Annotated in this window: 12 protein-coding genes; 3 read left to right on the forward strand and 9 right to left on the reverse strand. The window is 74.3% G+C overall.

From position 1 onward, the window contains the following. Positions 1-2: 2 nt before the first annotated feature. Both EV189_RS08720 and EV189_RS08725 read right to left on the reverse strand, forming a co-directional pair. Entirely contained in the window at positions 3-1,520 is a 1,518-nt protein-coding gene (locus tag EV189_RS08720; RefSeq protein WP_130492512.1) for a CoA-acylating methylmalonate-semialdehyde dehydrogenase, read from the reverse strand. Beyond that, complete coding sequence (locus EV189_RS08725; RefSeq protein ID WP_407938125.1) at positions 1,505-2,824, reverse strand: aspartate aminotransferase family protein; 1,320 nt, start codon at positions 2,822-2,824, stop codon at positions 1,505-1,507. The genes EV189_RS08720 and EV189_RS08725 overlap by 16 nt, the downstream gene beginning before the upstream one ends. 224 nt (positions 2,825-3,048) lie before the next feature. Here EV189_RS08725 and EV189_RS08730 point away from each other — a divergent pair, with 224 nt between their 5' ends. Continuing rightward, positions 3,049-4,434 carry an NAD(P)/FAD-dependent oxidoreductase gene (locus EV189_RS08730; protein ID WP_130492514.1) on the forward strand — a complete coding sequence of 462 codons (1,386 nt, stop codon included), beginning with the start codon at positions 3,049-3,051 and terminating at the stop codon, positions 4,432-4,434. A gap of 14 nt (positions 4,435-4,448) precedes the next feature. Further along, a complete protein-coding gene (locus tag EV189_RS08735) occupies positions 4,449-4,985 on the forward strand; it encodes an Lrp/AsnC family transcriptional regulator (RefSeq protein ID WP_130492515.1) in 537 nt (178 codons plus the stop codon). Here the strand turns inward: EV189_RS08735 and uidA are convergent. From uidA to EV189_RS08765, 6 genes are all read right to left on the reverse strand, one after another. After that, positions 4,958-6,739 (reverse strand): beta-glucuronidase, encoded by a 1,782-nt coding sequence (gene uidA / locus EV189_RS08740; protein ID WP_130492516.1) that lies wholly within the window; start codon positions 6,737-6,739, stop codon positions 4,958-4,960. The two genes, EV189_RS08735 and uidA, sit on opposite strands and share 28 nt — an antisense overlap. Positions 6,740-6,925: 186 nt before the next feature. Then, positions 6,926-7,912 (reverse strand): inorganic phosphate transporter, encoded by a 987-nt coding sequence (locus EV189_RS08745; RefSeq protein WP_130492517.1) that lies wholly within the window; start codon positions 7,910-7,912, stop codon positions 6,926-6,928. A gap of 4 nt (positions 7,913-7,916) precedes the next feature. Next, complete coding sequence (locus tag EV189_RS08750) at positions 7,917-8,537, reverse strand: DUF47 domain-containing protein (protein WP_130492518.1); 621 nt, start codon at positions 8,535-8,537, stop codon at positions 7,917-7,919. 78 nt (positions 8,538-8,615) lie between these two features. Continuing rightward, entirely contained in the window at positions 8,616-10,382 is a 1,767-nt protein-coding gene (locus tag EV189_RS08755; protein ID WP_130492519.1) for a DEAD/DEAH box helicase, read from the reverse strand. A 169-nt stretch (positions 10,383-10,551) separates the two neighbouring features. Then, a complete protein-coding gene (locus EV189_RS08760; RefSeq protein WP_165400208.1) occupies positions 10,552-11,469 on the reverse strand; it encodes a type IV toxin-antitoxin system AbiEi family antitoxin domain-containing protein in 918 nt (305 codons plus the stop codon). 162 nt (positions 11,470-11,631) lie between these two features. Continuing rightward, a complete protein-coding gene (locus EV189_RS08765; RefSeq protein WP_130492521.1) occupies positions 11,632-12,243 on the reverse strand; it encodes a PQ-loop repeat-containing protein in 612 nt (203 codons plus the stop codon). A 228-nt stretch (positions 12,244-12,471) separates the two neighbouring features. Here EV189_RS08765 and EV189_RS08770 point away from each other — a divergent pair, with 228 nt between their 5' ends. Then, positions 12,472-12,774: a hypothetical protein gene (locus EV189_RS08770; protein WP_130492522.1), complete on the forward strand. Its 303-nt coding sequence runs from the start codon at positions 12,472-12,474 to the stop codon at positions 12,772-12,774. 32 nt (positions 12,775-12,806) lie between these two features. Here the strand turns inward: EV189_RS08770 and EV189_RS08775 are convergent, their stop codons facing one another. Beyond that, positions 12,807-13,103, reverse strand: coding sequence for a DUF3039 domain-containing protein (locus tag EV189_RS08775; protein ID WP_130492523.1), 297 nt, complete (start codon positions 13,101-13,103; stop codon positions 12,807-12,809).

Below are 13,103 nucleotides of genomic sequence, written 5' to 3' on the forward strand. Positions count from 1 at the left end.
TCTCAGCTGCTGCGGGGGAAGCCGAGGTCGAGGCCGCGTGCGCCACCGGGTTCCGGCCAGCGCGTGGTGACGACCTTGCCACGGGTGAAGAAGCGGACGCCGTCGGGGCCGTAGGCGTGGAGGTCGCCGAACAACGAGGACTTCCAGCCACCGAAGGAGAACTGCGCCACGGGCACGGGGATCGGCACGTTGACGCCGACCATGCCGACCTCGACCTCGTGCTCGAAGCGCCGCGCGGCGCCGCCGTCGTTGGTGAAGATCGCGACGCCGTTGCCGTAGGGGTTGGCGTCGACGAGGTCGACGGCCTCCTGGTACGTCGCGGCGCGCACCACGCTGAGCACCGGGCCGAAGATCTCGTCGGTGTAGACGCTCATCTCCGGCCGCACGCCGTCCAGCAGCGTGGGGCCGAGGAAGAAGCCGTCGCCGTCGGCATCGGGCTCGACCTGCCGGCCGTCCAGCACGACCTTCGCGCCGTCGGCCTCGCCCGCCGCGACGTACGCCGCCACCCGGTCGCGGTGCTCGCGGGTCACCAGCGGGCCCATCTCGCACGAGCGGCGCCCGTCGCCGACGCGGATCGTGCGCGCCCGCTCGGCGATCCGCGCGACGAGGTCGTCGGCCACGGGCTCGACCGCCACGACGACGCTCACGGCCATGCAGCGCTCGCCGGCGGAGCCGAAGCCCGCGTTGACCGCCGCGTCGGCCGCGAGGTCGAGGTCGGCGTCGGGCAGCACCACCATGTGGTTCTTGGCGCCGCCCAGCGCCTGCACGCGCTTGCCGGCCGCGGTGGCCGTCTCGTAGACGTGCCGGGCGACCGGGGTGGAGCCGACGAACGACACGGAGCGCACCCGGGGGTGCGCGAGCAGGCGGTCGACGGCGACGCGGTCGCCCTGCACGACGTTGAGGACGCCGTCGGGCAGCCCGGCCTCCTGCCAGAGCCGGGCCAGGAACAGCGACGCGGACGGGTCCTTCTCGCTCGGCTTGAGCACGACGGTGTTGCCGCACGCGATCGCGACGGGCACGAACCACAGCGGCACCATGGCCGGGAAGTTGAACGGGCTGATGACCGCGCACACCCCCACCGGCTGGCGCAGCGAGTGCACGTCGACGCCGGTGGAGACGCCCTCGGCGTGCTCGCCCTTGAGCAGGTGGCCGAGCCCGCAGGCGAACTCCACCACCTCGAGGCCGCGGGCGATCTCGCCCTGGGCGTCGTCGAGCACCTTGCCGTGCTCGGCGGTGATGATCGCGGCCAGCTCGTCCCGGCGGGTCGCGAGCAGCTCGCGGAACGCGAAGAGCACCGCGGTGCGCCTGCTCAGCGAGGTGTCCCGCCACGCCGTACGCGCCGCGTCCGCCGCCGCGACCGCCGCATCGACGTCGGCCTCCTCGGCGAACGCCACCTGGCGGCGCACCTCCCCGGTCGCGGGGTCGTAGACGTCCCCTCGACGCTCCCCGCTCCCGGGGAGGTGCTTCCCCTCCACCCAGTGGCCGACCAGTCCCTCGAGGGCCGTCACAGGCGCGACCACGCCTCGGTCAGCGTGGCCCGCAGGATCTGCTCGATCTCGTCGAAGTGCGACTGGTCGCAGATCAGCGGCGGTGCGAGCTGGACCACGGGGTCGCCGCGGTCGTCGGCCCGGCAGTAGAGCCCGTTCTCGAACAGCGCCCGCGAGAGGAACCCGCGCAGCAGCCGCTCGGACTCGTCGTCGTCGAAGGTCTCCTTGGTGGCCTTGTCCTTGACGAGCTCGATGCCGTAGAAGTACCCGTCGCCGCGGACGTCGCCGACGATCGGCAGGTCGTTGAGCTTCTCCAGCGTCGCGCGGAACGCGCCCTCGTTCTTGAGGACGTTCTCGTTCAGCCCCTCGCGGTCGAAGATGTCGAGGTTCTCCAACGCGACCGCCGCGGAGACGGGGTGGCCGCCGAAGGTGTAGCCGTGCGGGAAGTAGTTCTGCCCCTGCAGGAACGGCTCCATGATGCGGTCGGTCGCGATCATCGCGCCGATGGGCGAGTAGCCCGACGTCATGCCCTTCGCGCAGGTGATCATGTCCGGGACGTAGCCGAGCTTCTCGCAGGCGAAGGTCGTGCCGAGTCGGCCGAACGCGCAGATGACCTCGTCGGAGACGAGCAGCACGTCGTACTGGTCGCAGATCTCGCGCACCCGGGCGAAGTAGCCGGGCGGCGGCGGGAAGCAGCCGCCGGAGTTCTGCACCGGCTCGAGGAAGACCGCGGCCACGGTGTCGGGGCCCTCGAACAGGATCGCCTGCTCGATCTGGTCGGCGGCCCACCGGCCGAAGGCCTCGAGGTCGTCGCCGTGCTCGGTCGCGCGGTAGAAGTTCGTGTTGGGCACCTTGACCGCGCCCGGGACGAGGGGCTCGAAGTACTTCTTGGCGTCCGGGATGCCGGTGATGGACAGGGCCCCGTGCGGCGTGCCGTGGTAGGCCACAGCGCGCGAGATGACCTTGTGCTTCATCGGCTTGCCGGTGTACTTGAAGTACTGCTTCGCGACCTTCCACGCGGTCTCGACGGCCTCGCCGCCGCCCGTCGTGAAGAAGACGCGGTTCAGGTCACCGGGGGCGGCCTCGGCGAGGCGCTCCGCGAGCCTGATCGCGCCGGGGTGCGCGTAGCTCCACACCGGGAAGAAGGCGAGCTCGGAGGCCTGGCGCGCGGCGGCCTCGGCCAGCTCGCGGCGCCCGTGGCCGGCCTGGACGACGAAGAGCCCCGCGAGCCCGTCGAGGTAGCGGCGGCCGTGCGCGTCCCAGATGTACGCGCCCTCGCCGCGCGTGATGATGGGGACCTCGGCCTGCTGGTAGGTCGACATCCGGGTGAAGTGCATCCAGAGGTGGTCGCGCGCGGAGGCGGACAGGCGCGCGGCCTCACCGCCCAGGTCCGTCGGGCTCTCGTCCACCAGCTGCTCGGTCACGGTCATGCGGTCTCGATCTCCCTCGGTGCGCCGGACCCGTCCTTTATCGCAGACCAGTCCGGCGGAATCAAGGGAATCCATCGCAAGGAGCGGTGTCGCGCTACGGTTTGCATCGCCGAAACACACCTGAGGTAGGGATGCCGCTCGTGACCGACGCACACCCCCTCGCCGTCCCACTGTGGCACGACGACGAGCCCGGCGCACGCACCCCCCGCCCGCCGCTCCACGGCGCCGTCGAGGCCGACGTCGCGGTCGTCGGGGCCGGCTTCACCGGGCTGTGGACGGCGCACTCCCTGCTCGCCGCCGACCCCTCGCTGCGCGTCGTCGTCGTCGAGGCCGAGACCGTCGGGTTCGGGGCCAGCGGCCGCAACGGCGGCTGGTGCTCGGCGCTGTGGCCGCAGTCCTCCGCGGCCGTCGCCGCCCGCCACGGCGAGGCGGCCGCCCGCGACCTCGCGGCCGCGCTGCGCGAGACCGTGGACGCCGTGCTCGACACCGCCCGCGCCGAGGGCATCGACGCGCGCGCGGCCAAGGGCGGCACGGTCGTCGTGGCGCGTACGCCGGTGCAGCTGGCCCGCGCGCGCGAGCACGCGGCCGAGGCGCAGCGCTGGGGCGAGCAGGTCGAGCTGCTCTCGGCGGCCGGGACCCGCGAGCGCGTCTGCATGAGCGGCGCCCTCGGCGGGACCTGGACCCCCGACTGCGCCGCGCTGCACCCGGGCCGGCTCGTCCGCGGGCTGGCCGAGGCCGTCGAGCGCCGCGGCGCGGTCATCCACGAGCACTCCCCCGCCACCGCGCTCGAGCCCGGCGTCGTGCGCACCTCCGGCGGTGAGGTGCGCGCCCGCTGGGTCGTCCGCGCCACCGAGGGCTTCACCGCGCGGCTGCCCGGGCAGCGCCGCCGGCTCGCGCCGGTCTACTCGCTCATGGTGGCGACCGAGCCCCTGCCCGAGGCGGTGTGGGAGCAGATCGGCCTGCAGCAGCGCGAGACCTTCAGCGACTACCGCCACCTCATCATCTACGGCCAGCGCACCGCCGACGGGCGGCTGGCGTTCGGCGGACGGGGGGCGCCGTACCACTTCGGGTCGCGGATCTCCCCGCGCTACGACCGGGACGACCGGACGCACGACGCCCTGCAGCGCACGCTGGTCGAGCTCTTCCCGGCGGTGCGGGGCGCGCGCTTCACCCACCGCTGGGGCGGACCGCTCGGCATCGCCCGTGACTGGGCGCCCTCCGTCGGCCTCGACCGCGCCACCGGCACGGCCTGGGCGGGCGGCTACGTCGGCGACGGCGTCGCCGCGGCGAACCTCGCCGGCCGCACCCTCGCCGACCTGCTGCTCGGGCGCGACACGGCCCTGACCCGGCTGCCCTGGGTGGGCCACGTGTCGCGGTCGTGGGAGCCGGAGCCACTGCGCTGGGCGGAGGTCAACGCCGGGCTGCGCACCATGACGATGGCCGACGGCGAGGAGCTGCGCACGGGGCGGTCGTCCCTGCTGGCCAGGGCGTTCGGCACACTGAGCGGGCACTCGTGAGGAGAGGACGTCTCGTGCCCACCGCTCGCACCGACAGCACCGCCCGCAGCCGCACCGACAGCAGCTCGCGCAGCCGCACCGACAGCAGCTCGCGCAGCAGGGGCCTCGACGCCATCGACCGTGCCCTCATCGCGCACCTGCAGACCGACGGCCGGGCGTCGTACGCCGCCCTGGCCAAGCTCGTCGGGCTGTCGGAGGCCGCCGCGCGCCAGCGGGTGCAGCGGCTGCTCGCCTCCGGTGTCATGCAGATCGTCGCGGTGACCGACCCCCTCACCGTCAACCTGGCCCGGCAGGCCATGGTCGGCATCCGCGTCGACGGCGACACCCGCGAGGTCGCCCGCCACCTCGCGGAGATCGAGGAGGTCGACTACGTCGTGCTGTCCGCCGGCACGTTCGACGTCCTGTGCGAGATCACCTGCCAGGACGACGACCAGCTCATCGAGCTGCTCAACACCCACATCCGCACGATCCCCGGCATCCGCGGGACCGAGACCTTCGTCTACCTCAAGCTCGTCAAGCAGACCTACGCCTGGGGCCAGCCGCCCGAGTAGCCGCCGCGCCACTGCTCGCGCAGCCAGTGGGCGACCTGCTTCGGCTCGCGGTCGCGGGTGAAGACCCCCTTGCGGTTGCCGACCACGCGGTGGAACTGCTGCGCCGTCGCGAAGTCGGCGAAGTTCCACACGTGCTCGCCGATGACGCCGTCGACCCGGCGCAGCACCCGCAGTGTCATGGCCAGCAGCTCGCGCTGGTACTCCTCGCTCCACATCCGGGCGTGCAGCGAGTGCAGCCCGGCGACCGCGTCCGCGCCGAGCTCGCTGAGCAGGACGGGCTTGTCGTACGCCGCGCGCCAGGCCCGCAGCTCCGCCTCGAGGTGCGCCTCGGCGGCGGCGAGGTCGCCCTGGTCGACGTACCAGCCGTAGTAGCGGTTGAGGCACAGCAGGTCCGCCAGCCCGCTCACCGTGCAGACGTCGGGCCCGGCGCCGGCGACGTTGGCGAAGGTCACCGGCCGCGTCGGGTCGAGCCGGCGCGCCTCGGCGAACAGCGGGGCGAAGTAGTCGCGCGCCTCCGGCACCCGGGTGTCCGGCTCGTTGGCGATCGACCACGCGATGACGCACGGGTGGTTGCGGTCCCGCTCGACCAGCTCGCGCACGGCCTGCAGGTGAGCCCGCTGCGTCACCTCGTCGATCGCGCCGGGCCCGAAGGTGCTCTCACCGCGGATCGTCACTCCCGTCATCAGCGAGAGGTGCAGCCCGACCGCTGCCGTCTCGGAGATGACGAGCACGCCCTCCCGGTCGGCCAGGTCGAGGACCTCCTCGGCGTACGGGTAGTGCGAGGTGCGGAAGGAGTTGGCCCCGATCCAGCGCAGCAGCGCGAAGTCGCGCACCATCCGGGCGTCGTCGTGGCCCTTGCCGCGCAGCGCGACGTCCTCGTGCATGCCGAAGCCGTGCAGCTCCACGGGCTCGTCGTTGACGAGCAGCCGCGCGCCCTCGACGCGGACCGTGCGGATGCCGACGGCGAGCGGGTAGACGTCCTCGCCGTGGCGGACCTCGAGGGTGTAGAGGTATGCCGCTCCCGGCCGCCACGGCACCGCCCCGGGGACGACCAGCTCGCCGCTCGCGCCCTCTTGCGCCGCCACCTGCGCGCCGTCCGCGTCCAGCAGCCGGACCGACGTCCGGCCCTCGCCGACCGTCGTCACGTCGTACGCGACGGTGCCCGCCCCGCCCGCGAGCCCGGTGCGCACGACCACGTCCGCGACGTACGCCGTCGGTGTGGTCAGCAGCCAGACCGGGCGGTGCAGCCCGGAGTAGTTCTCGAAGTCGTGGAACCACACCTGGCGCGGCGGGCGCCCCTCTTCCTCGACGAGCACGCCCGGCGGGATCGTGTGCAGCGAGAGGCGGTTGTCGACGCAGACCGTGACCCGCACGGTCTCGCGGCCGTGGACGAGCCCGGTCACCTCGGCCTCGAACGGCGTGTAGCCGCCCTCGTGCCGCGCGACCTCGGTGCCGTCGACCCAGACGGTCGCGGCGTGGGTGGCGGCGTCGAGGCGCAGCACCGTACGCCGCCCAGCGGACGCGCGCGGCACGCGCACCTCGCGCTGGTACCAGACCTCGCCGGCGTGCTCGCGCTCGTCCCGGTCGGTCACGAGGTCGTTCCAGCTGGCCGGCACCGGCATCGGCCGGGCACCCGGCAGCGGACCGCGCTCCCAGTGCTCGGCCCGACCGCGGCCGTCGCGGTCGAGGGCGAAGTCCCACAGCCCGTCCAGCCGCCGGTGCTCCCGGCTCGTCGACTCCCGCGGCGCCAGCACGGCGCCACTCTCGCACCGGTCCGGGACGTTCAGCGGCCGGGGGTCGTTGCCGATGGGAGACAGGACACCCGAGCGAGAGGGAGGGGGCTGGCATGCCTCGACGGACGCGACCGGTCAGCACCCGCACCTGCGGCTGCCCCCGCTCGTGCTGGCACGCGGTGGCGGAGGCCGACCCCCGCCCGGCGGCTACGCCAGCACGTTGACGACGGCGTAGGCCAGCGCCCCCGCGAGCCCAGCGGCCGGCAGCGTGACGACCCAGGCCACGACGATGCCGCCGGCGATGTTCCAGCGCACCGCCGAGAGGCTGCGCGTCGCGCCCACGCCGGTGAGCGAGCTCGTCACCACGTGGGTGGTCGAGACCGGCAGCCCCCAGTGCGAGGTCGCGTACAGCACGCCCGAGGCGACCGTCTGCGCGGCGAACCCCGACGTGCTGTCGAGCTTGAACACTCGACGCCCGAGCGTGCGCATGATCCGGTAGCCGCCGGCGTACGTCCCGGCGCTGAGCGAGAGCGCGCACGCCAGCACGACCCAGAACGGCACCGCGAAGTGCGACAGGTGCCCGGTCGTCACGAGCGCCAGCGTGATGACGCCCATCGTCTTCTGCGCGTCCTGCAGCCCGTGCCCGAGCGACATCGCGGCGGCCGCGACGATCTGGCCCACCCGGAAGCCGCGCTTGGCCCGGTGCGGGTTGACCGGCTTGAACAGCCAGAGCAGCAGCAGCATGAACGCGAAGCCCAGCACGGCGCCGACGACGGGTGAGACCACCATCGGCACGAGGACCTTCTTCTGGATCGCGTGCCAGTGCACGCCCGCGCCGCCCGCCAGCGCGGCCCCGACGAGCCCGCCGATGAGCGCGTGCGAGCTCGAGGACGGGATGCCGAACCACCACGTGACGAGGTTCCACGCGATCGCGCCGAGCACCCCGGCCGCGACGAGCGCGAGGCCGTGGCTGCCGGCAGGGGGCGAGATGACCCCGCCGACGGTGTTGGCGACGGCGGTCGAGATGTGCGCACCGAGCAGGTTCATGACGGCGGCGAGCGCCAGCGCCGTACGCGGTCGCAGCGCCCGCGTCGACACCGTCGTCGCGATCGCGTTGGCCGCGTCGTGGAAGCCGTTGGTGTAGTCGAAGCCCAGGGCGACGACGATGAAGACCACCAGGCCGAAGGTCTCCACGTGCTCAGGACTCCTTGGCGACCACGGTCTGCACCGCGTCCGCGACGTGCTCCAGCGCGTCGGCGGCAGCCTCCAGGGTGTCGAGCACCTCCTTGACCTTCATCACGTGCAGGGCGTCGGCCCCGCTGCGGAACAGGTCGCCGATCATGTCGCGGTAGAGCCGGTCGGCCTCGTTCTCGAGCCGGTTGACCTCGATCCAGTACGACTCGAGCCCCTTCATCGACCGCAGCCGCGGCAGTGCGTCCGCCGTCTGCTCCGAGGCGGCGAGCAGCACGTCCGCGACCTCCCGGGTCTTGGCGGGCAGCCCGTCGACGTCGTAGAGCACGACCCGGTCGCCGGCTTCCTCCATGAGGTCGAGCACGTCGTCGATGCGGCTGGCGAGGGCGTAGATGTCCTCACGGTCGAACGGCGTGACGAAGCTCGTGTTGACCTTCTTGAGGATGCGGTGGGTGACGTCGTCGCCCGCGTGCTCGACCTCACGGAGCCGTTCGACGACGCCGGCCCGCTCCGCCGGCGGCGCCGACGCGAGCTCCTGGACCAGCCGGGCCGCCACGACGAGGTTGCGGCCGGCTTCGCCGAACAGGTCGTAGAACTCTGGCTCCTGGGGCCGCAGCCGGAACGCCATGCGTCGTTTCCCTCCTGTTCACCTGCCTGTGCCCGCACAGCCTGGCACGAAGCGGGAGCGGAGCGGACCAGGCGCCCGTCAGGCGAGCCGGCGCCCCTTGGCGTGCCATCCGCGGATCGTGTCGATCCGCTGCTGGACCTGCTCGGCGGAGGCCGTCGAGCTGGGCGGGCCGCCGCAGGTGCGGCGCAGCTCGCCGTGGATGACGCCGTGCGGCTGGCCGGTGCGGTGGTGCCAGGCGGCGACCAGCGCGTTGAGCTCCTTGCGCAGCCCGGCGAGCGCGTCGGCCGCGATCGGCGCGGCAGCGGGCTCGGGGACCGGGGCGGGGCGCTTCGCGATCTGCTTGGCCTGGCGCTGGCGCAGCAGCACGCTGACCTGGTCCGGCTCGAGCAGCCCGGGCAGCCCGAGGTAGTCCTGCTCCTCGTCGGAGCCCACCTCGGCCTGCATGCCGAACTCGCCACCGTCGAAGAGCACCCGGTCGAAGGTCGCCTCGGCCTCGAGCGCCTCGAAGGGCAGCGCGTCGGCGCCGCCGTCCGGGCTGTCGCGCCGCCGGTTCGCCTCCTGCAGCAGCCCTGCCTCGGGGTCGAAGTCCCCCTCCTCGACCGGCCTGTCCAGGGCATGGTCGCGCTCCAGCTCGAGGTTGGCCGCGTGCTCCATGAGCACGGGCACCGTCGGCAGGAACACGCTCGCCGTCTCGCCGCGGCGCCGGGCGCGGACGAAGCGGCCGACGGCCTGGGCGAAGAACAGCGGCGTGCTCGTGCTCGTCGCGTAGACGCCGACCGCGAGGCGCGGCACGTCGACGCCCTCGGAGACCATGCGGACCGCGACCATCCAGCGGCTGGTGCCCGCCGCGAACTCCCCGATCCGCTTGCTCGCCGTCGGGTCGTCGCTCAGCACGACCGCGGGAGCCTCGCCGCAGATCGCCCGCAGCCGAGCGGCGTAGGCCCGCGCGGTCGTGTGGTCCGTGGCGATGACGAGGCCCGCCGCGTCGGGGACGTGGCGGCGTACCTCCGTGAGGCGCTTGTCCGCCGCCGCGAGCACCTGCGGCACCCAGTTGCCGTACGGGTCGAGCGCCGTCCGCCACGCCTGGCTGGTCAGGTCCTTGGTGAGCGGGTCCGCGCCGAGCGTCGCCGCGATCTCGTCGCCCGCGCTGGTGCGCCAGCGCATGTTGCCGCCGTACGCCAGGAAGATCACGGGGCGGACGACCCCGTCGCGCAGCGCCTCGCCGTAGCCGTAGGTGTAGTCCGCGAGCGAGCGGCGCACGCCGTCGGTGCCGCGGGCGTAGGTGACGAACGGGATCGGCGCGGTGTCCGAGCGGAACGGCGTCCCCGTCAGCGCCAGCCGCCGCCGGGCGGGCTCGAAGGCCTCGCGCACCGCCTCTCCCCACGACAGCGCGTCGCCGCCGTGGTGCACCTCGTCGAGGATGACGAGGGTCGGGCGGGCCTCGGTGCGCGCGCGGTGCAGCAGCGGGGCCATGGCCACCTGCGCGTACGTCACGGCGACGCCGGTCAGCCCGGCCGCGTGCGCACCCTGGGCGTTCCTGAACTCGGGGTCGAGCTCGATGCCGACGCGGTGCGCGGCCTCGGCCCACTGCCGCTTGAGGTGCTCCGTGGGCGCGACGACCGTCACCGCGCGGATGACGCCCTGCTGCAGCAGGTCTGTGGCGAGGCGCAGCGCGAACGTCGTCTTGCCGGCGCCGGGCGTCGCGACCGCGAGGAAGTCGCGCGGGCCCCGCTCGTGGTACGCGTCCAGCGCGGCCTGCTGCCAGGCGCGGAGCTTGGGAGCGGTGCCCCAGGGGGCCCGGCCGGGGTACGCGGGCGGGAGCGAGGAGGCGGCGGTGGTGCTCATGGGCGAGGACGAGGCTAACCCGAGCGCCGGGCCGACATGCCCGGGCGACCGCGCGCTGCGGCGAGTCCGCGGAGCCGTGGTATCGCGTGTCGGGCAGTCGTCCCGGCCCACCACGCTGAGCGACCCGCCGCCGCGCGGAGCGCAGTCCCTCCCCGTCGCAGCGCGTCGCTCAGCGCTGTGACCTCGTACGCGCCGCGGCCGCCCGCTCCAGCCGGTCCGCCAGCAGTCCGTGCTGACCGAGGTCGCGCCACCGGACGCGCACGAACGCCCACCCCGCGAGCCGCAGGTCGTCCTCGCGGTCCTTCTCCGCCAGCAGCGCGGCCCGCTCGTCGTACTTCACCGCGCCGTCGAACTCCACCAGGACGCGCGAGGCAGGCAGGCCGATGTCCGCGCGGTACCAGCGGCCGGAGGCGCCCTGCACCGGCAGCTGCAGCACGAGGTCGTGGTGCCCCAGCGCGAGCAGGTCCAGCCGGGTCAGCGTCTCCCCCGCGGACTCGGCCAGCCCGTCGGCCAGGCCCACGACACGCGCGGCAGCGCGGGCGCCGGGCCACCGCTGCCCCACCGCCAGGACCTCGGCGACGTCCTCCGGCGCGGCGAGCCGGCGGTGCAGGACGGCGTCGGCCACCACGAGGGCCTCCTCCACGGGTGCGCGGCGGGCGAGGTCGACGAGGGTGCGCGCGGGACTCGTCACCAGGACGCCCTCGGCATCGGTCGTCACGTGCCCCTCGGGGAGCGGGCGGTGCCAGACCCGCAGCTCGGTGCGCCGCCGCGCCGCCGCTGTCGCGCTCGTGAGCTCGACCTGCGTGGGTGGCGTGAGCAGCGGAAGCCCGAGCAGGTGCGCGGCCGACGCAGCGCTCGCCGGAGCGTCACCGGCCAAGCGGGTCTGGTGGGCGAGGACGTCGAGCCGGTGCCGGGCCGCGCCCTGGGCTGCCTCGTGCACGGCGGAGGGCAGCAGGGCCCCGTGACGCAGCCGCACCCAGCGGCCGGCGCGCACCTCGCGCGCGATCTCACGGTCGCTCCAGCCCGCGCGCAGGGCCTCGGCGCGGGTGAAGGGTCGGCGCTCGTCGAGCAGCTGCGTACGGGGCACCCGGGGAGTGTGGCCGCCCGACGACCCCTGCAGGGCGTCATCCACAGCCCCCGCTCGGCGGCCAGCACGCCGCGGTGAGCAACGCGCCGCGGCAGGGAGGAGATGTCGTCCGCGTCGCGGCGGGTCGCTCCCCGTCGTGGCCCGGGACGCGACGAGCGGCCCCTACGCCGCGAGCACCAGCTCCCGCCGCGCCGCCACCCGCGGCCGGCCCAGCAGCAGCACCAGCCCGGTGAGGGCGAGCAGCGCGCAGTACCCCGCGGACGCGGCGACGAGGGGGCGGCCGACGACGAGCCAGTACGCCGCCCAGCACGTGCCCGCACCCAGCGAGAGCAGGTACGTCCCCGGCGCCACGCCCGCGGCGTCGGGGGTGCGGACCAGCCGGAGGAGCTGCGGGAGGCCGACGAGCAGGCCGAGCACGGCGCCGGTGCGGGCCAGCAGGTCCGCCTGGGCGCTCAGCGCCGCGGCCGCCCACAGCGCCCAGAGGACGAGCACGCCGAGGTCGAGCCGGCGGGGGACGGGGGCGCCGCTGTGCCGGCGGTGGGCGCGGGCCGTGAGCACGCCGAAGGTGACGAGCAGCGCGTTGCAGCCGAGCTGCGCGCCGTCGTGGGCAGCCACGCCGTACCCCATCCAGAGCCCGTTCGCCGTCATCCCCATGCGGACGCCGAGCGCCGAGAGCCCGGCCGTCTGTCGGCGCACGACGGTGCGCAGGAGCTGGGGCAGCTGGGTGCAGAGCCCGAAGGAGAAGCCGGAGACGAGCAGGACGGTCGCGAGCACCCCTGCCCTTCGGCAGGCTCCCCGCGAGCAGGCAGGCAGTGTGCGGCTCCTCACGCCCCGCGGCACCTAGGACCACCCGGACGGAGGACCACGGCGCTCGGGGACGAGGGAGCCGGTCCGCCGGGGAGGGATCGCGCGGTTGCCCGCCGCCGCCTGCTCCGAAACGCTTAACCTGCTGGTCTGTCCCTCCGATGGGCAGACCGAGACCCCGACCGGAAGGAGCAGGCCGTGACGCTCGCCCTGGACGCGCTGACGCTGGCCGCGATCACCGCCGCCGTCGCCGCGCTGACCGCGCCGGCCTTCGCCTGGCTGGACGGGCGCAGCTCGGGCATCACCGCCCAGCACTCGCGCACCTCGTCCGCCGTGCAGGGCGTCGTGACGACGGTCGCCTTCACCGTCGCCTACGCCTGCACCGAGCACGTGCCGGCGTTCGCCGTGCTCGCCGGCATCGCGGTGCTGCTCGGGCTCGCGCTCGGCGGCGAGATCCAGGCCGAGCGCCTGCACCGCCGCGCCGCCCGCATCACCGGCTAGCCACGACCAGCACCGGCCGAGGCGGACGGGCCCTACGAGTCCCGGTCGCCGCTGCCGTCGTCGCCCGTGGGGAGCCCCTCGTAGATCTCCTTGCACGTGGGGCACACGGGGTAGCGCTTGGGGTCGCGGCTCGGCACCCAGACCTTGCCGCACAGCGCCGTCACCGGGCTGCCGGTGACCATGGCCTCGGTGATCTTGTCCTTCGGCGCGTAGTGCGCGAAGCGCTCGTGGTCGCCGTCGTCGTTGCTCGTCCGGTGGACGGTCTCGACCTCCTGCTCGAGCAGGGTGCCGGTGCCGCCGCCGGGCTCGTCCAGACCAGGTGCGCTCAT

Origin of the sequence: Motilibacter rhizosphaerae (assembly GCF_004216915.1) — a bacterium.
Classification (GTDB): domain Bacteria; phylum Actinomycetota; class Actinomycetes; order Motilibacterales; family Motilibacteraceae; genus Motilibacter; species Motilibacter rhizosphaerae.

Coding starts and splice junctions, on each gene's coding strand:
- EV189_RS08725 (WP_407938125.1), bottom strand. CDS start 2,824: ATGCACTTCACCCGGATGTCGACCTACCAGCAGGCCGAGGTCCCCATC.
- EV189_RS08730 (WP_130492514.1), top strand. CDS start 3,049: ATGCCGCTCGTGACCGACGCACACCCCCTCGCCGTCCCACTGTGGCAC.
- EV189_RS08750 (WP_130492518.1), bottom strand. CDS start 8,537: ATGGCGTTCCGGCTGCGGCCCCAGGAGCCAGAGTTCTACGACCTGTTC.
- EV189_RS08755 (WP_130492519.1), bottom strand. CDS start 10,382: ATGAGCACCACCGCCGCCTCCTCGCTCCCGCCCGCGTACCCCGGCCGG.
- EV189_RS08775 (WP_130492523.1), bottom strand. CDS start 13,103: ATGAGCGCACCTGGTCTGGACGAGCCCGGCGGCGGCACCGGCACCCTG.